Raw genomic sequence first — 21,385 nt, forward strand, 5'->3', positions numbered from 1 at the left:
CGACGCGGAACGGTGACGGATCACGCCCCGCGCGACGCGGAACGGTGACGGATGCGGCGAGCACGCGGCATCCGCAACACTCAGTCCTCGCCGGGATCGTCGCGGTCGACGATGTGCATCGCGCGCGCGGCGTCGGTGATGCTCGACGTCAGCGACGGGTACACCGCGAAGACGCGGGCGACCTGGTCGACCGTGAGGCGGCGCTCGACGGCGATCGCGATCGGGTAGATGAGCTCGGATGCCTTGGGGCCGACGATGACGCCGCCCATGACCGTGCCGCTGCCCTCGCGGGCGATCAGCTTGACGAAGCCGTCGGTGATGCCCTGCATCTTGGCGCGCGGGTTCGCCGACAGCGGGAGCTTTCGCACCTTGCCGGCGATGCGGCCGTCGATGACGTCCTGCTCGCTGAAGCCGACGGTGGCGATCTCGGGCGCCGTGAAGATGTTGGCCGTGATGCGGCGGGTCTCGAGCGGGATGACGATGTCGCCCAGCGCGTGGAAGATCGCCTGGCGCCCCTGCATCGAGGCGACGGATGCCAGGGGGTAGAAGTTCGTGCAGTCGCCGGCGGCGTAGATGTTCGGCACCGAGGTGCGCGCAACGCGGTTCACGCGGATGTGTCCGGATGCCGTCATCTGCACCCCCGCCTGCTCGAGGCCGAGCCCCGCGGTGTTCGGGATGGAGCCCACCGCCATGAGGCAGTGGCTGCCCTCGATCGTGCGTCCGTCCGCCAGGGTCACGGTGACGCCGTCGCCCGTGTTCACCACCGACTCGGCGCGCGCCTTGGCCAGCAGCGTCATGCCTCCGCGCTGGAAGACGCGCTCGAGCACCGCCGCGGCATCCTGGTCTTCTCCGGGCAGCACCTGGTCGCGGCTCGAGACGAGCGTGACCTTGGCACCGAGGTTCATGTACGCCGAGGCGAACTCGGCGCCGGTGACGCCCGAGCCCACCACGATGAGGTGGGTGGGGACCGACTTCATGTTGTAGAGCTGCGTCCACGTGAGGATGCGCTCACCGTCGGGCTTGGCCGAGGGGAGCTCGCGGGGAGACGCCCCGACCGAGACGACGAGGGTCTCGGCCTCGACCCGGTCGAAATCGGTGCCGCCGGCCTCGGTCGAGACCACCACGGCGCCGTTGCCGTCGAGGCGGCCGTGCCCGGAGATGATGCGGACGCCCGCCTCGAGCAACGAGGCGCGCATGTCGTCGGACTGCTGGCGCGCGAGCGAGAGCAGACGCTGGTTGACCGCGGCGAGGTTGATCGCGACCTCGGGGGTCAGCGGCTTGCCGCGGTCGTCTTTCGCGAAGAGCTGCACGCCGAGGCTGCTCGCGTTGCGGATCGCGACGGCCGCGTCGGCCGTGGCGATGAGGGTCTTCGAGGGCACGACGTCGGTGATGACCGCCGAGCCGCCGACTCCCGCGCGCTCGACGAGGGTGACGTCGGCGCCGAGCTGAGCCGCGGAAAGGGCCGCCTCGTATCCGCCGGGGCCGCCGCCGACGATCGCCACGGACTGCTTGCGCTCGAAGCTCTGCACCATGGCATCCATTCTGTCAGCGCTGGGCGGATGCCGATGCGCCACCCAGGTCGGTCCGACACGCTGACCGCACGCGTGTGCCGTCTGGCCCGCGGGCCCCGCAGTTTCTAGAGTGGGGGAATGTCCAACAGCACATCTCACCCGCTCGACGACCCGGCGGTCGACCCCTTCGAGGTCGCCGCGGCCGCAGCGGCCGACATCGCCCGCCTCTCCGGGGTCGAGCACCACGACATCGCCGTGACCCTCGGGTCGGGCTGGGGGCGCGCCGCCGAACTCATCGGCGAGGAGACGGCGTCGTTCCCCGCCACCGAGGTCACCGGCTTCAGCAAGCCCGCGCTGGAGGGCCACGTCGGCACCCTGCGCAGCGTCCGCACCCCGGGCGGCAAGAACGTCCTCGTCATCGGAGCGCGCACCCACTACTACGAGGGCCACGGCGTGCGCCGGGTCGTGCACAGCGTCCGGACCGCGGCGGCGACCGGTGCGACCACCATGATCCTCACCAACGGCGCGGGCGGCATCCGCGAGACGTGGAAGCCCGGCCAGCCGGTGCTCATCAGCGACCACATCAACCTCACCGCCGACTCCCCCCTCGAGGGCGCGACCTTCATCGACCTCACCGACCTCTACTCGACCCGCCTGCGGGAGCTCGCGCGATCGATCGACCCGACCCTCGACGAGGGCGTCTACACGCAGTTCCGCGGGCCGCACTACGAGACGCCGGCCGAGGTGCAGATGGCCAAGACCATCGGCGGCCACATCGTGGGCATGTCCACCGCTCTCGAGGCGATCGCCGCCCGCCAGGCCGGCATGGAGATCCTCGGCTTCTCGCTCATCACGAACCTGGCCGCCGGCATCCAGAAGACCCCCCTCAGCCACGAAGAGGTGCTCGAGGCCGGCCGCGAGGCCGAGCCCGTCATCTCCGCGCTGCTCGCGCGCGTGATCGGCGCGTTGTGAACGCCCACCTCGACGCCGCGCGGGCCTGGATCGCACAGGACCCGGATGCCGTGACCCGGGCCGAGCTGGAGGACCTCGTCGCCCGCGTCGAGACGGGGGATGCCGAGGCTGCGGCGGACCTGGAGGATCGCTTCTCCACCCGCCTGGCGTTCGGGACGGCGGGACTGCGCGGCACGCTCGGCGCCGGCCCCAACCGCATGAACCGGGTGCTCGTCGCCCAGGCGGCGGCGGGATTCGCGGCGTACCTGCGCGAGCGGTCGTCGGGCACTCCGACCGTCGTGGTCGGGTACGACGGGCGTCGCAACTCGGACGTGTTCGCGCGCGACTCGGTCGAGATCTTCGCCGGCGCGGGACTGAACGCCATCCTGCTCCCCCGCCTGCTGCCCACGCCCGTGCTCGCCTTCGCCGTGCGCCACCTCGGTGCCGACGCGGGCGTCATGGTCACCGCCAGCCACAACCCGCCCGACGACAACGGCTACAAGGTCTACCTCGGCGGCGCCGACGAGGGCGCACAGATCGTCTCCCCCGCCGATGCGGAGATCGCCGCCCACATCCAGCGGATCGCCGACGAGGGCGACGTCACCGTGCTGCCCCGCTCGGTGGGCTACGCCAACGCCCCGGAGTCGGTCGTCGAGGCCTACGTCGCCGCGACCGCCGCGGTGGCGCCCGCGCCCACCGGCGCCGAGGGCCTGACCTGGGTCTACACCGCCATGCACGGCGTCGGATGGGAGACCGTCTCGCGCGTGCTCACCGAAGCCGGCTACCCCCAGCCCACGGTCGTCGAGGCGCAGATCCACCCCGACGGGCGCTTCCCGACCGTCGCGTTCCCCAACCCCGAAGAGCCCGGGGCCATGGACCTGTCGTTCGAGACCGCGCGCGCCGTCGACGCCGAGCTCGTCATCGCCAACGACCCGGATGCCGACCGCCTGGCCGTCGCGATCCCCGACGCCGACGCCGAGGGCGGGTGGCGCCGGCTCACCGGCAACGAGATCGGTCTGCTGCTGGGGTGGCGCGCGGCGCGGGCCGCGGCCGGCTCGGGCGGCTCCGATGCGGACGGTCCCGGGGCTGCGGCATCCCTCGCCTGCTCGCTCGTCTCGTCGCCCGGGCTGCAGGCGGTCGCGGAGCACTACGGTCTGGACTTCCACTCGACCCTCACGGGCTTCAAGTGGATCTCGCGGGCACCGGGCATGGTGTTCGGGTTCGAGGAGGCCCTCGGCTACCTCGTGAACCCCGGCACGGTGCGCGACAAGGACGGCATCTCCGCCGCCGTGGCGCTTCTCGGCATGGCGTCCGCGGCGCGCGCCGAGGGCCGCACGGTCGCGGACCTGCTGCAGGAGTTCCGTGAGACGTTCGGCGCGTTCGCGAGCGACCAGATCTCGATCCGCGTGAGCGACGTGAGCGAGATCGCCGGGATCATGGCATCCCTTCGCGCCCAGCCCCCGTCCGCCGTCGGCGAGGTCGCGGTGTCGCGCATCGACGACCTGCTGCAGGGCGTCGACGGCCTGCCCCCCGGAGACGTGCTGCGACTGTGGCTCGACGACGGCTCGCGCCTCATCGTGCGCCCGAGCGGAACCGAGCCCAAGCTCAAGCTGTACCTCGACGTGCGCGGTTCGTCGGCGAAGAAGGCCGCGCGGCGCCTCGCCGCGCTGCGCGCCGGCGCCGAGGAGCTGCTGGTTTCGGTGCGCTGAGGCGGCGTTCTCCTGGTTTGGGGCGCGCGATTCCGTTCGGGGCGGGGTATTCCGCGCCCCAAACGGTAGAACGCGCCCCAAACCCGATCGAGGTGTTCTCCACAGCGGCGGTTATCCACCGCGGCAACGAGCGACGGCACCACGCGAAAGTGGACTTCGCGAAGGTGGGGCGATGGATGCAGCATTCGAGCTCCCCTCCTCCGCCGGGCTGAGCTGCTCGAGGCGGGAATCGACCGGCACGGCCTCGACGCCCGGCTTCGCGCCGGGGTCCTGGAGCGCGTGCGTCCCGGCGTCTACGTCGACCCTCAGCGAGCCGCGAGCCTCCGTCCCGAACAGTGGATGGTCGTTCGCGCCCGGGCACTCGCGCTGATGTGCAGCGAGGCGCCCGTGTTCTCCCATCAGACGGCCGCCGCACTTCACGGCCTCCCCGTGCATCCGCCCTCGGGCGAGCGCGTCCACCTGATCCTCGACGAGCATCGCCGGGGCCCGATCGCGTCAGCCGTCCGGCACCGGGGAGAACTCCAGCCGGACGAGGTCGTGGAGAGGAACGGCCTCAAGATGACCGCCCTCACCCGCACCATGGCCGATGTCGCACGTACCTCGCCCTTTGAGAACGCGGTGTGCTCGCTCGACGGCGCACTACGACAAACGGCGGGCCGAGGCAACGGAGGGTATGACGAAGACGCGGCGCACGCACTCAGAGCCGCGGCACTCGCGATCTCGATGCGGTCGGCGCACGGTCGCGCAAGAGCAGCACGCGCGCTCGCATTCGCTGACGGTCGCGCGCAGCTTCCCGGGGAGAGCATCAGCCGCATCCGCCTAACTGAGCTCGGCTTCCGGTCGCTGCGTCTGCAGATCCTGGTGGCGACGCCCACGGGAGGCTCGTACGACGTCGACTTCGGCATCGAGGACGTGAACGCCTGGGGAGAGTTCGACGGGCGCGGGAAGTACGTCGATGACGGCGTCCGCGGTGGTCGGACGGCGGCCGAGGTGGTGCTCGACGAGAAGCAACGCGAGGACTGGATACGCGGAGCCACCGGAAGGCCCGTCGTCCGCTGGGGCTGGCCCCACCTCCGCGACGCCGCGACTCTGCCCTCCCGCCTGCGGGCGTTCCACATCCCACTCCCCTGATCGCGCCCTCAACGCGCGCTTCGGGGCGCACGGTTCCGTTCGGGGCGGAGTATTCCGCGCCCCGAACGCGACATCGCGCGCCAAACCCGGGAAGGCCGCGTCAGCCGTCGATCACCGCGACCAGCTCGTCCAGGAAGGCCGGGAACGACGTCGCGCGGCGGACGATGCGCTGCACGCTGTCGCGCTCGCTGAAGACCTCGACGAACTGCTCGAACACCGTCTGGAAGGCCTCGCGGTCGGTCTCGCTGAACGCCACGAGAGCCACCACCTGCACGCGTCCCTCGCCCCACGCGATGGAAGGGTCGGCGATGCCGATGGCGATGCGGGTCTGCGTCGCGGTCATCCCCATCGCGTGCGGCACGGCGAGGGCGTCGGTGAACGCGGTCGACGAGATCGACTCGCGCTCCACCGCACGGGCGACGTAGGCCTCGTCGATGACGCCCTGCTCCACGAGCAGACCGCCCAGGCGACGGATGACGCCGGCCTCGCCGTCGGCGGCATCCAGGCCCCGCACGAACGCGCCCGGTGCGAAGTAGCGCTCGAGCTCATCGCGCAGGCGCGCCAGGCGTCGCCCGCGGCGGATGCGTCCCGCAGCGGCCTGGACGCGTTCGACGTCGGCGTCGGTGAGGAACGGCTGGATCCGCACGAACCGGTCACCGGGCCGCGGCGGGTCGATCGTGGTCAGCACGAGGTCGGTCTCGATCGCATCCCACGCCGGGTCGATGCGCGTCTCGACGCCGACGACCTCGATCGCCTGCCCGAGGGAGCGGTCGACGCTCGAGCGCAGCAGCTCGTGGAGTTCGTAGTACCCGGGGCACACGATGGTCGCCGTCAACAGCTGGTCGGCGCGACGGCTGCGCTCAAGGCGCCCGCCGACGTGCATGGCGATGTAGGCGATCTCGTCGTCGAGGATCGGGATGCCGAGACCGTCCTGCAGACCCTTGGCGATGTACACGGCGACCTCGAAGATCATCGGATACGTCGACTTCAGCGACCGCGTCAGCGGATTGCGCGACCACGCCTGCTCCCGGGATCGGGCGAGGAGGTTCTGCACGTGCAGCGCCAGCCGCAGGATGAAGTCGTCGTGCGCGATGTCGACGAGGAACTCGGATGCCGCGTTGTCGACGACCAGCCGAACGGCCGCCTCCACCGCGGGGTCGAGGCGCGCGCGCACGTCGTCGCCGCCCGGCGAGCCCGGGGCGACGATGCGCGTCAGCACGAGGGTGGCGAGGTGGCGGAGGTCGCCCGAGCCGAGCTGCACGCCGATGTGCTTGACGGTCAGGCGGTCGAGCAGCTCGACCACCGCCGCGGCGGCGTCGGAGGAGTCGCCGCCGGGAGACCCGAGCGCGCGGTCGCGGGTGGTGCGGTCGGCGGCGATCGCGATGTGCATCACGACGTCGCCGATGCCGATCTCGTTCACGTAGTAGCCGAGCGCCCCCAGCTCGGCGACGAGCTCCGCCTTGAACGGACCGAACGCCCGCGCCCCGACCGAGCGCTCGCCGAGCGTGCGCCGCAGCGCGTCGAGATCGAACAGGCCGGCATCCATCTCGTCGTGCGCGAGCTTCGACAGCAGGCGCCGCTGGGCGACCTCGGTCCCGCGCAGACGGGCGGTGGATGCCGAGCGCTCCAGCGTCAGCTCGGTCCCGCCGAGAAGGCCGCGCACGCGCGACAGGTCGGCCTCGAGGGTGGCGGTGCTCACGTGCAGCGCGTCGGCGGTGTCGAAGACGTCGATGCCGTCGGCGGAGTCGAGCAGGCGCCGCACGAGGGTGTGCAGGCGGTCGCGCGGGGTGCCGGCATCCGACCCGGAGAGGGAACGCAGCGCCGCCGCGGCATCGCCGCCCGCGCGGTACCCCAGGGGACCCGACTCGATCGCGGCACCGGACGACACCCGGGCGTTGATCGCCGTGACGTACGACCGGATGCTGCGCGGTGTGACCCCGAGCGCGTCCGCCAGCGATGCGGCGGTCGACCATTCCCCGTCCCGCAGCAACAGGGCCAGCAGGCGGTCTTGGCGAGCCTTCGTCGTCACGATCCGTCCTCCGCGCCGCCCCGGTGGGCGGCGATCCGTCCATCCTTTCACGCCCCTCCCCACCGGGCGCGGGAACGCGCGCGACGGCACCCGCGGCGCGAGCGCGCGGGGCCGCGGCATCCGCGTTCCGGGGGGTGGGAAACGAACCTGGTTGTCTCCTGTGAGGCGGGTGCGCACAATCGAGAGGAAGAAAGGCCGGTCGATGAGGATCCTCGTGGTGTGTGGAGCGGGTGCGTCGAGCACGTTCGTGGCGCAGCGCGTCCGTCGTGCTGCGCGGGACCGCGGCCTCGACTACAACGCCTCGGCCGGGACCGCGCGATCGCTGCCCATCGACCTCGATGGCGCCGACGTCGTGCTCGTCGGCCCGCACCTGGCCGACGATCTCCCGCACATCCGCCGCGACGCCGAAGCGCGCGGTGCCACCGTCGTGCTGCTCCCGGACGACGTCTTCGCCGACCTCAGCGGCACCCGAACCCTCGCCCTGGTCGAGGACTCCCTGCGCTCCCGCCAGCCGGCGGACACGATCTGAGTTCGACGGAGAGACCCATGCCCCATCTGACCCGCACCGTCCGCATCGGATCGTCGCACGGCCTGCACGCGCGCCCCGCGAAGCTGTTCGCGCAGGCGGCGAAGGAATCCGGCATCCCGGTGACCCTCGCCAAGGACGCGGGCTCCCCCATCAACGCCGCGAGCATCCTCGGCATCATCGCGCTGGGGCTGGAGCAGGGCGACTACGTCACCCTGACCGCCGACGGCGACAACGCCGACGCGACGCTCGAGCGCCTCGCCGAGCTGCTGACCACCGACCACGACGCCGAGTAAGGAAGACACACACCATGACGGAACTCCGTGGAGTCGGAATCGGACTGGGCGTCGCCCAGGGACCCATCGCGCGCATGGCCGAGCCCCTGCCCGCCCCGAAGGATGCGAAGAGCGAGCTGAGCGTCGAGGACGAGACCGCCCGCGTCCGCGAGGCGATCGGCGCCGTCGCGCGCGAGCTCGAGGCCCGCGGCGCGCAGGCGGGCGGCGCCGCCCGCGACGTGCTCGAGGCGCAGGCGATGATCGCCGAGGACCCGACTCTCGAGGCCGAGGTCGACAGCCGCCTCGCGAGCGGCAAGACGGGCGAGTTCGCCGTGCACGACGCCTTCGCCTCGTTCCGCGAGCAGCTCGTGGCCCTCGGCGGCTACCTCGGCGAGCGCGCCGCCGACCTCGACGACGTCGCCCAGCGCGTGATCGCACGGCTTCGCGGTGTCGCGGCCCCCGGCATCCCGGATCCCGGCCACCCGTTCGTGCTGGTCGCCAAAGACCTCGCCCCCGCCGACACCGCCCTGCTCGACCTCGACAAGGTGCTGGCCCTGGTCACCACCGAGGGCGGGCCGACCTCGCACACCGCGATCCTCGCGCGCGAGAAGTCGATCGTCGCCGTGGTCGGTGCGAGCGGTGCGAAGGACCTCGTCGACGGGCAGTCGGTGATCGTGGATGCCGCCGCCGGCGTCGTCACCGTCGACCCGACCGACGACGAGAAGACCCGCGCGGCGAACCGTGCCGAGGCCCGTGCGGCCGCGGCATCCGCCCCCATCACCGACGGCGCCCTCGCCGACGGCACGAAGGTGCCCCTGCTGGCCAACCTCGGAAAGCCCGGCGGTGCCGCCGAGGCCGTGGAGCTGGGCGCGGAGGGCGTGGGCCTGTTCCGCACCGAGTTCCTGTTCCTCAGCTCCAGCTCGGCTCCCACCGTCGAGGAGCAGCGCGCGGCGTACACCGAGCTGCTGAGCGCCTTCCCCGGCAAGAAGGTCGTCGTGCGCGTGCTCGACGCCGGCGCCGACAAGCCGCTGCCCTTCCTCAATGACGCGCACGAGGAGAACCCCGCGCTGGGCCTCCGGGGCCTTCGTGCCCTCCGCGCCAGCGAGGACATCCTGCGCGAGCAGCTGACCGCCCTCGCCGAAGCGGATGCCGCGACCCGCGCGTCCGAGGCCGGCCCCGCCGACCTGTGGGTCATGGCGCCCATGGTCTCCACCGTGGAGGAGACCCGCTACTTCACGGCACTCGCGAAGGACTACGGCCTCAAGACGACCGGCGTCATGGTCGAGGTCCCCTCCTCCGCGCTCCTGGCGGATCGCATCCTCCAGATCGCGGACTTCGCCTCGATCGGCACGAACGACCTGACGCAGTACACGCTCGCCGCCGACCGCCTGCTCGGTTCGGTCGCGTCGTTCCAGGACCCGTGGCATCCGGCCGTCCTCCGCCTCATCCGCGAGGTCGGGGCCGCGGGCCAGGCGCACGGGAAGCCCGTCGGCATCTGCGGCGAGGCCGCGGCCGATCCGCTGCTCGCCGTCGTCCTCGTCGGACTCGGCGCGACCACGCTGTCGATGGCCCCCACGGCCCTCGCCGACGTGCGCGCGACCCTTCTCCGTCACACCCTCGACGACGCCCGCCGCATCGCCGAGGCCGCCCTGTCCGCCGACGACGCGGCATCCGCCCGCGAGGCCGCCCAGGCTGCCTCCGCTCTCGTTCCCACCCCGTAAACCCCCGGGGGCGGCGACCGCCGCCCCCTTCTGCACCGCGGCGCACGCCGTACCCCCATCGCGCGGCTCCCGCCGTGCACCTACCAAGGAGACACAGCAATGACGACGACGTCACCCGCCAAGAAGCCGGGAGGGGCTCGGATCGCGGTTCAGCGATTCGGCACGTTCCTCTCCGGCATGATCATGCCGAACATCGCGGCATTCATCGCATGGGGCTTCATCACCATGCTCTTCATCCCCGCCGGGTTCTTCGGTGCGAACAGCCCCTTCGGCTGGCACTGGGCCCCGGTCGCCGAGATCCTCGGCGGCGGCGGTGACGCCGCCACCATCGGCTGGCCCGGAGCAGCGACCGCGCTGACCGCGAACGCCGACGGCGGCACCTACCAGGGCTACGTCGGCCTGGTCAGCGTCATGATCACCTACCTGCTGCCCCTGCTCATCGCCAACACCGGTGGACGCATCGTCTACGGCGCGCGCGGTGGCGTGGTCGCGACCATCGCCGTCATGGGCGTGATCGTGGGCACCAACATCCCGATGTTCCTCGGCGCGATGATCATGGGCCCGCTCGCGGCCTGGATCACCAAGCAGATGGACAAGCTGTGGGACGGCAAGATCCGCCCCGGCTTCGAGATGCTCGTGAACAACTTCTCCGCCGGCATCCTCGGCATGATCCTCGCGATCGTCGGCTTCTTCGCCTTCGGTCCCGTCTTCCTCGGCATCAGCGCGGTCCTCGGCAGCATCGTCGCGTTCCTCGTGCAGTTCAACCTGCTCCCGGTGCTGTCGATCATCGTCGAGCCGGCCAAGGTGCTGTTCCTCAACAACGCCATCAACCACGGCGTCTTCACCCCGCTCGGCATCGAGCAGGCGGCTGACACCGGCAAGTCGATCCTCTTCCTCATCGAGGCGAACCCCGGCCCCGGCCTGGGTCTGCTGCTCGCGTTCACGTTCTTCGGCGTGGGTGCGGCCAAGGCCTCGGCTCCCGGCGCCATCGTGATCCAGTTCCTCGGCGGCATCCACGAGATCTACTTCCCCTACGCCCTCGCCAAGCCGATGACGATCCTCGCCCTCATCGCGGGTGGCGCCTCGGGCGTCGCGGTCAACATGATCTTCGGCGGCGGCCTGGCCTTCCCGGCCGCTCCCGGCAGCATCATCGCCGTCACCGTCGCCGCCATCGGCGCCGGCCCCGCCAACCTGCTGGTGGTCTACCTGTCGGTGATCGTCGCCGCCGTGGTGACCTTCCTCGTCGCCGGTGTCATCCTCCGGGCCTCGCGCAAGCGCGACCAGGAGGCCGAGGGCGACAGCTTCGCCGCGGCCATCGACCAGACCGCCGCCAACAAGGGCAAGGAGTCGTCGGCGCTCGGCGCCCTCCGCACGCGCGCTGCCGGCACCACCGGTTCGGGTACCACCGAGTCGGCCGACCACGACGTCGACGCCGCGCTGGGCGGTCTCGGGGGCGGGGTCGCCACGAAGCAGCTGAACACCATCGTGTTCGCCTGCGACGCCGGCATGGGCTCCTCCGCCATGGGCGCGAGCGTCCTGCGCAACAAGATCAAGAAGGCCGGCATCGAGGGGGTCACGGTCACCAACCAGGCCATCGCGAACCTCGACGGCTCGGCCGACCTGGTCATCACGCAGAACCAGCTCACCGACCGCGCGAAGGCGCAGTCGCCCGACTCCGTGCACGTCTCGGTGGACAACTTCATGAACTCGCCGCGGTACGACGAGGTCGTGGAGATGGTCCGCTCGCAGCACGAGGCCAAGTAACCCAATAGCACGCCAGGGGTCGGAGCGTCAGCCCGGCCCCTGGCGTCTTCCCGTCCGGCCCGCGTTTTGCGAGGCTGGACAGCACGACGAGAAAGGCGAGAACCATGTCGAACGTCCTCCGCATCGAATCCGTCCGCATCCACCCCGGAAGCGCCACCCGCGAGGAGGCGATGAAAGAGGCGGCCGATCTGCTGCAGGCCACCGGTTCGGTGACCGCCGACTACTTCGCCGCCATGCAGCAGCGCGAGCAGACCGTGTCCACCTACATGGGCAACGAGCTCGCCATCCCCCACGGCACCAACGAGACCAAGCAGGCGATCCTCGAGTCCGGTCTGTCGGTCGTGCGGTACGACGGCGGCGTGGACTGGGGCGGGGAACCCGTCACCTTCGTCATCGGCATCGCCGGCAAGGGCGACGAGCACCTCGAGATCCTGTCGCAGATCGCCATCCTCTTCTCCGAGGAGGACGACGTCGCGCGCCTGAAGGCCGCCTCCTCCCCCGAGGAGCTCTACGAGGCCCTCGCGGGCTCCGTCAACGCATGAAGGCCGTCCACTTCGGCGCGGGCAACATCGGCCGCGGCTTCGTCGGCCTCCTGCTGCACGAGGGCGGGTACGACCTCGTGTTCTCCGACGTCTCCGCGGCGCTGGTGTCCGCCATCAACGACGCGACGTCGTACACGGTCCACGAGGTGGGCGAGGGCGGCGTCGACAAGCAGGTGACGAACTTCCGCGCGATCGACAGCTCGGTGGATGCCGAGGCCCTCGTCGACGAGATCGCCACCGCCGACGTGGTGACCACCGCCGTCGGCCCGACCATCCTGAAGTTCGTGGCTCCGCACATCGTGGCCGGTCTCGCGCTGCGCGACCCGTCGCTGCCGGCGCTGCAGATCATGGCCTGCGAGAACGCCATCGGCGCGACCGACCAGCTCCGCGAACACGTCGTCGAGCTCGCCGGCGAGTCGTGGGATGCCCTGGCGTCCCGGGCCGTCTTCGCGAACACCGCGGTCGACCGCATCGTGCCGGCCCAGGCTCAGGGCGGCGTCGACGTCACCGTCGAGCCGTTCTACGAGTGGGCGATCGAGCGGGCCCCGTTCGGCGACACCCCTCCGCACATCCCCGGCGCGCACTTCGTCGACGACCTCGAGCCCTACATCGAGCGCAAGCTCTTCACGGTCAACACCGGTCACGCCACCACGGCGTACTTCGGGGCGCAGGCGGGCATCGAGCGCATCTCCGATGCCCTCGCCGACCCGGCCATCTCGGCCAAGGTCGAGGCGGCGCTCGAGGAGACCAGCGCGCTGCTCGTGCAGAAGCACGAGTTGGATGCCGGCGTGCAGGGCGAGTACCGCGCGACGATCCTGCGCCGCTTCCGCAACACCGCGCTGCCCGACACCGTGTGGCGCGTCGGACGGCAGCCGCTGCGCAAGCTCTCGCGGCACGAGCGTTTCGTGGGACCCGCGGCCGAGGCGATCGAGCGGGGCCTGAGCGTCGATGCGCTCGTCGCCGCGATGGCCGCGGCCCTGGAGTTCCAGGATGCCGAAGACGCCCAGGCCGTCGAGCTGCAGCGCCTGCTGCGCGAGCTCGACGCCGACGCCTTCACGGCGCAGGTGACCGGACTCGACGCCGCGCACCCGCTGTTCGCCCGGATCGTCGAGGTCGTCGCCGCCCGGCAGACGGCTCTCCCGGCCTGAGCCCTTCCGACACCGCCGACGCGGCCGCATCGGGCGGCGCGTCGGCGGTGTCGTGTTCGCGGGCAGGACCGACGCTGCACGGCCGGCGGCCGGGGATACGCTCGAATACGTGACAGACAGCACTGCCCCCGCCGCCCCTGCTCCCCGCCGCCGTCGCCGATGGCTGCGGTGGACCCTCGGCGGCCTGGGCGCCCTCGTCGTGGTGCTGGTCGGCGGCATCCTGATCTACAGTCAGGTCGGTGTCATGGGCGCCGAACCGGGCCCGCTCGCCTCGGCCGAGGCGGATCCCGGGCTGACGATCACCGACGACGGTGCGGGGATCGTGATCTCCCCCACCGCGGGAGCGACCGGCCAGGGACTGGTGTTCATCCCGGGCGCGAAGGTGCAGGCGGAGGGCTACATCGCCACCCTCGCCGACGTCGTCGTCGACGACGGCGTCACGGTCGTGATCACGAAGCCGTGGCTCAACCTCGCCTTCTTCGACCCCCGTCCGCTGTCGACGTTCACCGACCTCGCGCCCGACGTCTCGACCTGGGCGGTGGGCGGCCACTCGCTCGGCGGCGTGCGCGCGTGCCAGCTCGCGACCGACGCCGACGCGCTCGTGCTGTTCGCCTCGTACTGCGCGAACGACCTCTCGGCATCCGGGCTCCCCGTCCTGAGCCTGTCGGGCTCGGAAGACGGGCTGTCGACCCCGCAGAAGATCGCGGATGCCAAGGGCGAACTGCCCGCGGATGCCGCCTTCGTCGAGATCCCCGGTGCCTCGCACGCGTCGTTCGGCGCGTACGGCCCGCAGCCGGGCGATGGCACCCCCACCGCCGGTCCGGCCGAGGTCGACCGGGTGATCGCCGAGCAGCTCGCGGGGTTCCTCCCCCGTCCCTGACCGCCGCCCCGTCTCTCGCCGCACACGGCGGTGAGTGTCCAAGACACGCCGTTCCCGGGGCCGGGCACCGGCGTGTCTCGGACACTCGACAAGAAGGGGTCAGTCCCGCTGAGGCTCACCCCGTGCGGCGCGGGCCTGCCCGGCCGCGAGCTCGGCGCGGATCGTGTCGGTGCGCACGTCGGTGGGGCGCTCGCCCGGCTCCCACAGGCGGTCGACACCGGCCTGCGGGTGCCCCTCGGTCGCGGCGAGCGAGGCCTCCAGCGCCCGCTCGTAGCGGCTCTGGCGACGCTTGAGCCACAGCCCCACCACGAGGAACACCGCCAGCAGCACGTAGGCCGATGCGGCGAAGGGGTGCAGCACGAGGTCGGCGACGTTGCCCTGGCTCAACTGCAGCGCCTTGCGCAGCTGCTGCTCCCCCATCGGCCCCAGGATGAGCCCCACGATGAGCGGTGCGATCGGGAAGCCCAAGCGCCGCATGAAGTACCCCAGCGCCCCCACCACCAGCAGGATGACGATGTCGAGCGTCGAGAAGCTCACGGCGTAGGCGCCGAGCACGGCGAAGGTCAGGATGCCGGCGTACAGGTACGGACGCGGGATCTGCAGAACCTTCACCCAGATCCCCGCGAGCGGCAGGTTCAGCACGATGAGCAGCACGTTGCCGATGTACAGACTCGCGATCAGGGCCCACACCAGGTCGCCCTGGTTCTGGAAGAGCTGGGGCCCCGGCTGGATGCCGTAGGACTGGAACGCCGTGATGATGATGGCCGCGGTGGCCGTCGTCGGAAGGCCCAGTGTCAGCAGCGGCACGAGCACGCCGGCCGCGGCGGCGTTGTTGGCCGCCTCGGGGCCTGCGACACCCTCGATCGCCCCGCGACCGAACTGCTCGCGGTTCTTCGACAGCTTCTTCTCGCTCGCGTACGACAGGAAGGTCGCGACGTCCGCACCGCCGGCGGGGATCGTCCCGATCGGGAAGCCGATGAAGGTGCCCCGCAGCCACGGCTTCCACGAGCGGCGCCAGTCCTCCTTCGTCATCCAGTTGCGCCAGCCGCGGGTGACGGGGATGACGGGGATGGGCCCGTGGCGCAGGCGCGCGGCGACGTACAGGGTCTCCCCCACCGCGAACAGGCCGACGGCCACGAGCACGACGCTCACGCCGTCCGACAGCGCGAGCACACCCATCGTGTACCGCGCCTGACCGGTGGTCGCCTCGGTGCCGATGAGTCCGACGAGCAGGCCGATGCCGAGCGAGGCGAGACCGCGAGCCGGCGACGACCCGAGCAGCGCACCCACGGTGACGAAGGCCACGACGATGAGCGCGACGAAGTCGGCGGGAGACAGGTTCACCGCGAAGCGCGCGAGCAGCGGAGCGAAGAGGGTCAGCAGCGCCGTGGCGATCGTGCCGGCCACGAAGGAGCCGATCGCCGCGGTGGCCAGCGCCGCCGCGCCGCGACCGAGCTTGGCCATCTTGTTGCCCTCGATGGCGGTGATGACGGATGCCGATTCACCCGGCGTGTTCAGCAGGATGCTGGTGGTCGAGCCACCGTACATCCCGCCGTAGTAGATCCCCGCGAAGGTGATGATGGCCGCCGTCGGGGACAGCGAGTAGGTCAGGGGCAGCAGGAGGGCGACGGTCATGGCCGGGCCGATGCCCGGGAGCACGCCGACGGCGGTTCCGATGACGACGCCGAGCAGCGCGAACAGCAGGTACTCCGGCTGCAGCGCGGTGGCGAAGCCCTCCATGAGGGAGTTGACAGCATCCATGTCGACGGTCTCCTAGCCGAACAGGGGTCCGGGGCCGTACCACCAGTCGAAGGCGGCCCCGCGGGGAAGGAAGAGGCCCAGGCCCTCGCCGAAGAGGAGCTGGGTGCCGATGCCGATGACGAGACCGGCGAGGAAGGCGACCCACGGACGCTTGGCGCCGAGGGTCCAGGCCACGCCGCCGAACAGCAGAGCGGCGACCATCCACCAGCCGAGCAGTTCGAGCAGCAGCAGAACGGCGACCATCAGCGCGACGAGCTTCAGGATCGTCCACCAGTCGGTCTTGGCATCCGGATCGATGTCCTCACCCTCTTCGCGCGGAGCCACCCGGCCCCGCAGAGCGGCGATGACCAGCGTGATTCCGGAGCCGAGCAGAATGGCGGCGACGGCGAAGGGGAACACCTGGGGGCCGATCGCCTGACCGGCGGGGACGCGGATGGCGAACGCGCCGACGAGGGCGAACACGCCCAGCCCGACCACGACGCCGGCGAAGGCGACGTTGCCGATGCGCTCGGCGCCCCACCGGGGGCGGCTGGTCGCCGCCGCCCCCGATGCGTCGGTGGTCGTCACGACACGAGCCCGATGTTCTTCAGGGTTCCGGAGACGTCGACGACGTTCTCCTCGACGAAGGAGGTGAACTCGTCGCCGGTCAGGAAGGCATCGGTCCAGCCGCGCTCCTCGAGCACGCTCTTCCACGCGTCGGACGCGTGCATGTCGGTGACGAGCTTCGTGAGGCCCTCGGCATCCGCCTCGCTGATCCCGCCCGGGGCGAGCAGGCCGCGCCAGTTCGTGTAGACGACGTCGTAGCCCTCGGCGGTCATGGTGGGCACGTCGGGCAGCAGCGTCGCCGCCTCCTCGCTCGAGACGGCGAGGGCGCGCAGGTCGCCCGACTTCACGTATTCGGCGAACTCCCCCACGCCCGAGATGCCCGCCGCGGCGTTGTTGCCGAGCAGCAGCGACACGGCCTCGCCGCCGCCGGCGTTCGGCACGTAGTTGAGCTTCGAAGTGATGTCCGCCCCGGTCAGGCCGGCTTCCTCGAGGAGGAGCCCCGCGAGGATGTGGTCCGCGCCGCCGGCCGAGCCGCCCGTGATGGTGACGCCCTGCCCGTCGGCGACGACGGCGTCGACGAGGTCCTTCAGCGTCTGGTACTGGCTGGCCGCGGGCACGACCACGACGAGCGGCTCCTCGGTCAGGCGCGCGATGGGGGTGGTGTCCTCGATGCGGTTCTCCGCGGCGTTGGTCTCGACCGCGCCGACCATCACCAGGCCCGTCACCATGAGCGTGTACGGGTCGCGCTCGGTCGCGAGCGAGGCGAGGCCGACCGTGCCGCCGGCGCCGCCGACGTTGCTCACGGCCGCGGTCCCGACGAGCTTGTCGCCGGTGAGCACGTCGGAGACGGCGCGGCCGGTCTGGTCCCAGCCGCCGCCCGGATCGGCGGGGACGACGATGTTGACGGAGTCGATGGAGGCGGCATCCTGCGAGGCGGCCGCCCCGCCGGCACCCGCACCCTGCGGGTTGCAGCCGGTGAGGGCCGCGAGCGACAGCGCAGCCAGGGGGACGAGGGCGATGGTGGTGCGACGCATGCGCGATACTCCTCTTCGAGTTCGGGTGAGGCGCCGTCGCCTCCCCGCTGATCGCTCACGGTAGGCAGAGCGCACGGATGCCGTCTCGCTTGCGCAAGTAACGACGAGTTCGGCAACTATTGGTCGCGGGCGGGTGTGGGCGGCGGTCGACGCCCGGGAGACAATGGAGCGTGGTCCGAGCACTGTCGCTGAGACTGCAGCTGTTGCTGCTGCAGGCGCTGATCGTGTGCGTCGTGACCCTCGGTGCCGGCCTCGTCGCCGTCTGGATCCAGGAGAGCGCGATCCGGGACTCGTACCGCGAGCGCATGGTCGGCGTGGCCCTGTCGATCGCCCGTCTGCCCGTCATCGTCGAGGCGTTCGACGACCCCGACCCCTCGGCCGCGATCCAACCGGTCGCGGAGGTGATCCGGGAGGCGTCGTCGCTGACCTACGTCGTCGTCACCGATGTCGACGGCATCCGCTTCTCGCACCCTCACCCCGACCGCATCGGAGAGAGCGTGTCGACAGACCCCTCGATCCCGCTCTCGGGGCAGGTGTGGTCGGGCACCGAGACGGGCACGCTCGGCGAGTCGTACCGGGTGAAGGTGCCGGTCTACGCCGACGGCGACACCGGTGAGGACGACGCGGGGGCCGAGATCATCGGGTCGGTGTCGGTGGGCGTGCTGGAGTCCGAGCTCGCGGCCGACCTGCAGTCGCGCCTGCCGGGACTGCTGCTGGCGTTCGGCGGAGCAGCGGTGGCGGGGGTCTTCGGCGCGGCCTGGGTCGCGGCCCTCATCCGCCGCCGGATCTTCGGGCTCGAACCCGACGAGATCGCCGAGATGGTCGGCGAGCGCGAGACGATGCTGCACCGTCTGAGCGAGGGCGTCATCCGCGTCGATCACCGCGGCATCGTCACGAGTGCGAACGACGCCGCCGAGCGCATCATCGACCGCGGTGCTCTGCGGGGCCGCCGCGCCGACGAGACGCTCGACGGGCCGCTCCTGCAGGTGATGGAGGACGGCGAGCCCGAGGGACGCCTCGTGCTCGCCGGCGAACGCCCCGTGATCGCCCGCTCGACGGGATTGCGCGACGACCGCGGGCGCCTGGTCGGCGCGACGCTCCTGCTCCGCGACCACAGCGAGCTGCACGAGGCGCTCCGGCAGATGGACGGCCAGCAATCGCTCACCGAGGGGCTGCGCGCCCAGGCGCACGAGTTCGCCAACTCGCTGCACGTGGTCTCAGGCCTGCTCGAACTCGGAGCCTACGACGACGCCCGGGAGTTCATCGCGCGCGTGCGCCCGGGCGGGTCGCTGGACCTCGGTCCGGATGCCGCCGGTCTGGGCAGCGAACTGACCGCGCTGTTGTCGGTGAAGCTCGCGCGATCGCGTGAGCTCGATGTCGCGCTCGAGATCATCGCCGACGGCACCCCGCCGGCCGAGGCCGTCGGCGACATCGTCACCGTGGTGGGCAACCTCGTCGACAACGCGCTGGAAGCCTGCCGCCCCGGCGACCGCCTCCGCGTGACGGTGGATGCCACGGCGCCCGCCGTGCGCATCGTCGTCGACGACAGCGGCGCGGGGGTGCCCGACTCCCTCCACGACCGCGTGTTCGACGAGGGCATCAGCACGAAGGACGCCCGTCATCGCGCTCGCGGGATCGGCCTGGCCCTGGTGCGGCGCGTCGCGCGTCGCCGCGGCGGCGAGGCCCGCGTGTCGCGCTCCCCGCTCGGCGGTGCGCGGTTCGAGGTCGTCCTGCCCGAGCCGGAAAGGGTCTCATGATGGTCCTGCGCGTCCTCGTCGTCGACGATCAGCCCGCGGTCGCGTCGCTGCACGGCCTCTTCGTCGCCGGTCACGCCGCATGCGAGGTCGTGGGCACGGCGGGCAGCGGTCCGGATGCCGTGGCGGCCGTCACCGATCTCCGTCCCGACCTGGTGCTCCTCGACGTGCACCTGCCGGGCTTCTCGGGGCTGGACGCCCTGCGCGCCGTGCGAGCGGATGCCGGGATCGTGCAGCCCGAGGTGATCGCCGTCACCGCCGCGCGCGACGTCGACACCGTGCGCACGGCACGGCTGATGGGGGTGCAGCACTACCTCGTCAAACCGTTCACCGCGAGCGAGCTGCACGCGCGCATCGACGATGTCCTGGCGGAGCGCAGGTCGTCCGCTGCCATGGAGGGATCGCTCAACCAGCGGGGCGTGGACGCGGTCCTGCGACCCGTGACGCGACGCCCGCTGCCGAAAGGGCTCTCGCGTCCGACGCTCGACCTCGTGCGCACCGCGCTCGACGACCTCCGCTCGGCGAGCGCGGCCGAAGTCGCCGACCACCTCGGCCTCTCGCGGGTGAGCTGTCGGCGGTATCTGGAGCACCTCGCCGACGACGGCGAGTGCGTCCGCAGCCTCGACTACTCCACCGCCGGTCGCCCGAGCACCCGCTACACGCTCGCGACCCCGCCGGCGTAGTCCCCGGCCCCCGTCCGCCCCGGCGCGGCGCGGCGCCTTGCACGCTCTCGCCCTCCCCCCGGCATCCTCTTCGTCGAGTGTCCAGAACACGCCGCATCCCGGCGCGAGGCGCGGCGTGTCCCGGACACTCGCACGCGCTGACGCGAGAGACGCTGGGGTCCCCCTTCATCGAGTGTCCAGGACACGCCGCGTTCCGGTGCCCGGCACGGCGTGTCCTGGACACTCGACAGGGGCGAGGGCATCGCACGACGACGTGGCGCGCACCCGCGGGTACGCGCCACTCGACGCCGCGACTCAGCGCTGGAAGCCGTCCGAGATGATCTCGATGAGCTCTTCGCGCTCCTCCACCGGGAGGAACGCCCCGGCAGCGGCGTTGAGCTGGAAGGCCTCGAGATCGTCGAGGCCGTACTCGAACGCCTCCGCCAGCAGCCCCAGCTCGCGCGTGAGCGTCGTCGCACTCATCAGGCGGTTGTCGACGTTCACCGTGACCGAGAAGTCGAGCTGGTACAGCAGGTCGAAGGGGTGGGCGTCCATGGTGTCGCCCCAGGCTGTGACGGCGCCCGACTGCAGGTTCGACGTCGGCGACAGCTCGAGCGTTATCTCGCGGTCGCGCACCCAGCGCGCCAGGTCGCCGAACGTGACCTGCACGTCTTCTCCCTCGCGGGACACGACGTCGAGGTCGTTGGCGATGCGCACACCGTGGCCGAGGCGGAGGGCGCGCCCGTCGATCAGTGCGGAGCGGATGGACGCCAGACCGGCGCCCTCCCCCGCGTGCACCGTGGTCGGGAAGAACTGCTCGGCGAGGTAGTCGAACGCGGCACGGTGGCGGCTGGGGAGGAACCCGTCCTCCGCCCCCGCGAGGTCGAACCCGACCACGCCCCGCCCGCGCCACGAGACGGCGAGCTCGGCGATCTCGCGCGAATTGTCGGCGTGGCGCATCGCGGTGAGGAGCTGGCCGACGCGGATGTCGTGTCCGCGGGCGTCCGCGGCATCCTCTCCCTCCTCGATGCCCTCCTGCACGGCGTCCACGACGTCGTCGAGGCTGAGACCGCGGGTCAGGTGCTGCTCGGGCGCCCAGCGCACCTCGCCGTACACGACGCCGTCGGCGGCGAGGTCTTCGACGAACTCCTTCGCGACGCGCACGAGGCCCTCGCGCGTCTGCATGACGCCCACGGTGACGTCGAACTTCTCGAGGTAGTCCTCGAGCGAGCCGCCGTCGATGTGGTCGCTGAACCAGGCCTTCAGGCCCTTCGCATCGTCGGCGGGGAGGTCGAGGTCGATCTCGTCCGCGAGCTCGAGCACGGTCTGCGGACGCAGTCCCCCGTCGAGATGATCATGCAGCGACACCTTCGGGAGGTTCTTCACTTTCACGCCGTCGACGCGGAAGTCCTCGGTGGCTGTGCCCATGGGGGTGCTCCTC

At 71.6% G+C, this 21,385-nt stretch carries 18 protein-coding genes and 1 pseudogene; 13 read left to right on the plus strand and 6 right to left on the minus strand.

The window, feature by feature from the left end; genetic code table 11:
* Window positions 1-80 precede the first annotated feature (80 nt).
* Window positions 81-1,541: an NAD(P)H-quinone dehydrogenase gene (locus AB0230_RS02915; protein WP_366373876.1), complete on the minus strand. Its 1,461-nt coding sequence runs from the start codon at window positions 1,539-1,541 to the stop codon at window positions 81-83.
* Between the two features lie 108 nt (window positions 1,542-1,649).
* Between AB0230_RS02915 and AB0230_RS02920 the strand changes: the two genes are divergently transcribed.
* The 4 genes and pseudogenes from AB0230_RS02920 to AB0230_RS02935 all read left to right on the plus strand — a co-directional run bounded on the left by AB0230_RS02920 (window position 1,650) and on the right by AB0230_RS02935 (window position 5,302).
* Entirely contained in the window at window positions 1,650-2,483 is an 834-nt protein-coding gene (locus AB0230_RS02920; protein WP_363578693.1) for a purine-nucleoside phosphorylase, read from the plus strand.
* Window positions 2,480-4,171 (plus strand): phospho-sugar mutase, encoded by a 1,692-nt coding sequence (locus AB0230_RS02925; RefSeq protein WP_363578692.1) that lies wholly within the window; start codon window positions 2,480-2,482, stop codon window positions 4,169-4,171. Before AB0230_RS02920 ends, AB0230_RS02925 begins: the two co-directional genes overlap by 4 nt.
* Before the next feature lie 183 nt (window positions 4,172-4,354).
* Window positions 4,355-4,459, plus strand: a pseudogene (locus AB0230_RS02930) (hypothetical protein); the annotation flags it as partial.
* Between the two features lie 51 nt (window positions 4,460-4,510).
* Window positions 4,511-5,302 (plus strand): hypothetical protein, encoded by a 792-nt coding sequence (locus AB0230_RS02935; protein WP_366373878.1) that lies wholly within the window; start codon window positions 4,511-4,513, stop codon window positions 5,300-5,302.
* Window positions 5,303-5,402: 100 nt separating this feature from the next.
* Here AB0230_RS02935 and AB0230_RS02940 read toward each other — a convergent pair whose 3' ends face one another.
* Window positions 5,403-7,331, minus strand: coding sequence for a PTS sugar transporter subunit IIA (locus AB0230_RS02940; protein ID WP_366373880.1), 1,929 nt, complete (start codon window positions 7,329-7,331; stop codon window positions 5,403-5,405).
* A gap of 202 nt (window positions 7,332-7,533) precedes the next feature.
* On the opposite strand from AB0230_RS02940, the gene AB0230_RS02945 reads away from it, so the two are divergent.
* From AB0230_RS02945 to AB0230_RS02975, 7 genes are all read left to right on the plus strand, one after another.
* Window positions 7,534-7,860 carry a PTS sugar transporter gene (locus tag AB0230_RS02945; RefSeq protein WP_315993362.1) on the plus strand — a complete coding sequence of 109 codons (327 nt, stop codon included), beginning with the start codon at window positions 7,534-7,536 and terminating at the stop codon, window positions 7,858-7,860.
* 17 nt (window positions 7,861-7,877) lie between these two features.
* Window positions 7,878-8,153, plus strand: coding sequence for an HPr family phosphocarrier protein (locus AB0230_RS02950; protein ID WP_076674181.1), 276 nt, complete (start codon window positions 7,878-7,880; stop codon window positions 8,151-8,153).
* Window positions 8,154-8,167: 14 nt separating this feature from the next.
* The gene (ptsP, locus tag AB0230_RS02955; protein ID WP_363393168.1) at window positions 8,168-9,853 is read left to right on the plus strand and encodes a phosphoenolpyruvate--protein phosphotransferase; all 1,686 of its coding nucleotides are present in this window, start codon (window positions 8,168-8,170) and stop codon (window positions 9,851-9,853) included.
* A 99-nt stretch (window positions 9,854-9,952) separates the two neighbouring features.
* Window positions 9,953-11,617: a PTS mannitol transporter subunit IICB gene (locus AB0230_RS02960; RefSeq protein WP_363578689.1), complete on the plus strand. Its 1,665-nt coding sequence runs from the start codon at window positions 9,953-9,955 to the stop codon at window positions 11,615-11,617.
* 104 nt (window positions 11,618-11,721) lie between these two features.
* Window positions 11,722-12,159 carry a PTS sugar transporter subunit IIA gene (locus AB0230_RS02965; protein WP_363578688.1) on the plus strand — a complete coding sequence of 146 codons (438 nt, stop codon included), beginning with the start codon at window positions 11,722-11,724 and terminating at the stop codon, window positions 12,157-12,159.
* Window positions 12,156-13,307, plus strand: coding sequence for a mannitol-1-phosphate 5-dehydrogenase (locus tag AB0230_RS02970; RefSeq protein ID WP_366373883.1), 1,152 nt, complete (start codon window positions 12,156-12,158; stop codon window positions 13,305-13,307). The genes AB0230_RS02965 and AB0230_RS02970 overlap by 4 nt, the downstream gene beginning before the upstream one ends.
* Window positions 13,308-13,416: 109 nt before the next feature.
* Complete coding sequence (locus AB0230_RS02975; protein WP_366373885.1) at window positions 13,417-14,187, plus strand: alpha/beta hydrolase; 771 nt, start codon at window positions 13,417-13,419, stop codon at window positions 14,185-14,187.
* 99 nt (window positions 14,188-14,286) lie between these two features.
* On the opposite strand, the gene AB0230_RS02980 is transcribed toward AB0230_RS02975, so the two are convergent.
* Genes AB0230_RS02980 through AB0230_RS02990 form a run of 3 tightly spaced genes read right to left on the minus strand, consistent with a single transcriptional unit; the run spans window position 14,287 to window position 17,528 of the window.
* Window positions 14,287-15,948, minus strand: a complete 1,662-nt coding sequence (locus AB0230_RS02980) for a tripartite tricarboxylate transporter permease (protein WP_366373887.1) — start codon at window positions 15,946-15,948, stop codon at window positions 14,287-14,289.
* Window positions 15,949-15,960: 12 nt separating this feature from the next.
* Window positions 15,961-16,515 carry a tripartite tricarboxylate transporter TctB family protein gene (locus AB0230_RS02985; protein ID WP_363578685.1) on the minus strand — a complete coding sequence of 185 codons (555 nt, stop codon included), beginning with the start codon at window positions 16,513-16,515 and terminating at the stop codon, window positions 15,961-15,963.
* Complete coding sequence (locus tag AB0230_RS02990; RefSeq protein WP_366373889.1) at window positions 16,512-17,528, minus strand: tripartite tricarboxylate transporter substrate binding protein; 1,017 nt, start codon at window positions 17,526-17,528, stop codon at window positions 16,512-16,514. Before AB0230_RS02990 ends, AB0230_RS02985 begins: the two co-directional genes overlap by 4 nt.
* 170 nt (window positions 17,529-17,698) lie before the next feature.
* Here AB0230_RS02990 and AB0230_RS02995 point away from each other — a divergent pair, with 170 nt between their 5' ends.
* Both AB0230_RS02995 and AB0230_RS03000 read left to right on the plus strand, forming a co-directional pair.
* Entirely contained in the window at window positions 17,699-19,285 is a 1,587-nt protein-coding gene (locus tag AB0230_RS02995; RefSeq protein WP_315993371.1) for an ATP-binding protein, read from the plus strand.
* Entirely contained in the window at window positions 19,285-19,965 is a 681-nt protein-coding gene (locus tag AB0230_RS03000; RefSeq protein WP_366373892.1) for a response regulator, read from the plus strand. Before AB0230_RS02995 ends, AB0230_RS03000 begins: the two co-directional genes overlap by 1 nt.
* Before the next feature lie 294 nt (window positions 19,966-20,259).
* Here the strand turns inward: AB0230_RS03000 and AB0230_RS03005 are convergent, their stop codons facing one another.
* Window positions 20,260-21,372, minus strand: coding sequence for an adenosine deaminase (locus tag AB0230_RS03005; protein WP_366373894.1), 1,113 nt, complete (start codon window positions 21,370-21,372; stop codon window positions 20,260-20,262).
* Window positions 21,373-21,385 lie beyond the last annotated feature (13 nt).

Origin of the sequence: Microbacterium sp. NPDC089190 (genome assembly GCF_040701795.1) — a bacterium.
GTDB classification, from domain to species: Bacteria; Actinomycetota; Actinomycetes; order Actinomycetales; family Microbacteriaceae; genus Microbacterium; species Microbacterium galbum.

Coding starts and splice junctions, on each gene's coding strand:
- AB0230_RS02950 (WP_076674181.1), top strand. CDS start 7,878: ATGCCCCATCTGACCCGCACCGTCCGCATCGGATCGTCGCACGGCCTG.
- AB0230_RS02990 (WP_366373889.1), bottom strand. CDS start 17,528: ATGCGTCGCACCACCATCGCCCTCGTCCCCCTGGCTGCGCTGTCGCTC.
- AB0230_RS03000 (WP_366373892.1), top strand. CDS start 19,285: ATGGTCCTGCGCGTCCTCGTCGTCGACGATCAGCCCGCGGTCGCGTCG.
- AB0230_RS02920 (WP_363578693.1), top strand. CDS start 1,650: ATGTCCAACAGCACATCTCACCCGCTCGACGACCCGGCGGTCGACCCC.
- AB0230_RS02960 (WP_363578689.1), top strand. CDS start 9,953: ATGACGACGACGTCACCCGCCAAGAAGCCGGGAGGGGCTCGGATCGCG.
- AB0230_RS02945 (WP_315993362.1), top strand. CDS start 7,534: ATGAGGATCCTCGTGGTGTGTGGAGCGGGTGCGTCGAGCACGTTCGTG.
- ptsP (WP_363393168.1), top strand. CDS start 8,168: ATGACGGAACTCCGTGGAGTCGGAATCGGACTGGGCGTCGCCCAGGGA.
- AB0230_RS03005 (WP_366373894.1), bottom strand. CDS start 21,372: ATGGGCACAGCCACCGAGGACTTCCGCGTCGACGGCGTGAAAGTGAAG.
- AB0230_RS02980 (WP_366373887.1), bottom strand. CDS start 15,948: ATGGATGCTGTCAACTCCCTCATGGAGGGCTTCGCCACCGCGCTGCAG.
- AB0230_RS02965 (WP_363578688.1), top strand. CDS start 11,722: ATGTCGAACGTCCTCCGCATCGAATCCGTCCGCATCCACCCCGGAAGC.
- AB0230_RS02915 (WP_366373876.1), bottom strand. CDS start 1,541: ATGGATGCCATGGTGCAGAGCTTCGAGCGCAAGCAGTCCGTGGCGATC.
- AB0230_RS02970 (WP_366373883.1), top strand. CDS start 12,156: ATGAAGGCCGTCCACTTCGGCGCGGGCAACATCGGCCGCGGCTTCGTC.
- AB0230_RS02935 (WP_366373878.1), top strand. CDS start 4,511: ATGGTCGTTCGCGCCCGGGCACTCGCGCTGATGTGCAGCGAGGCGCCC.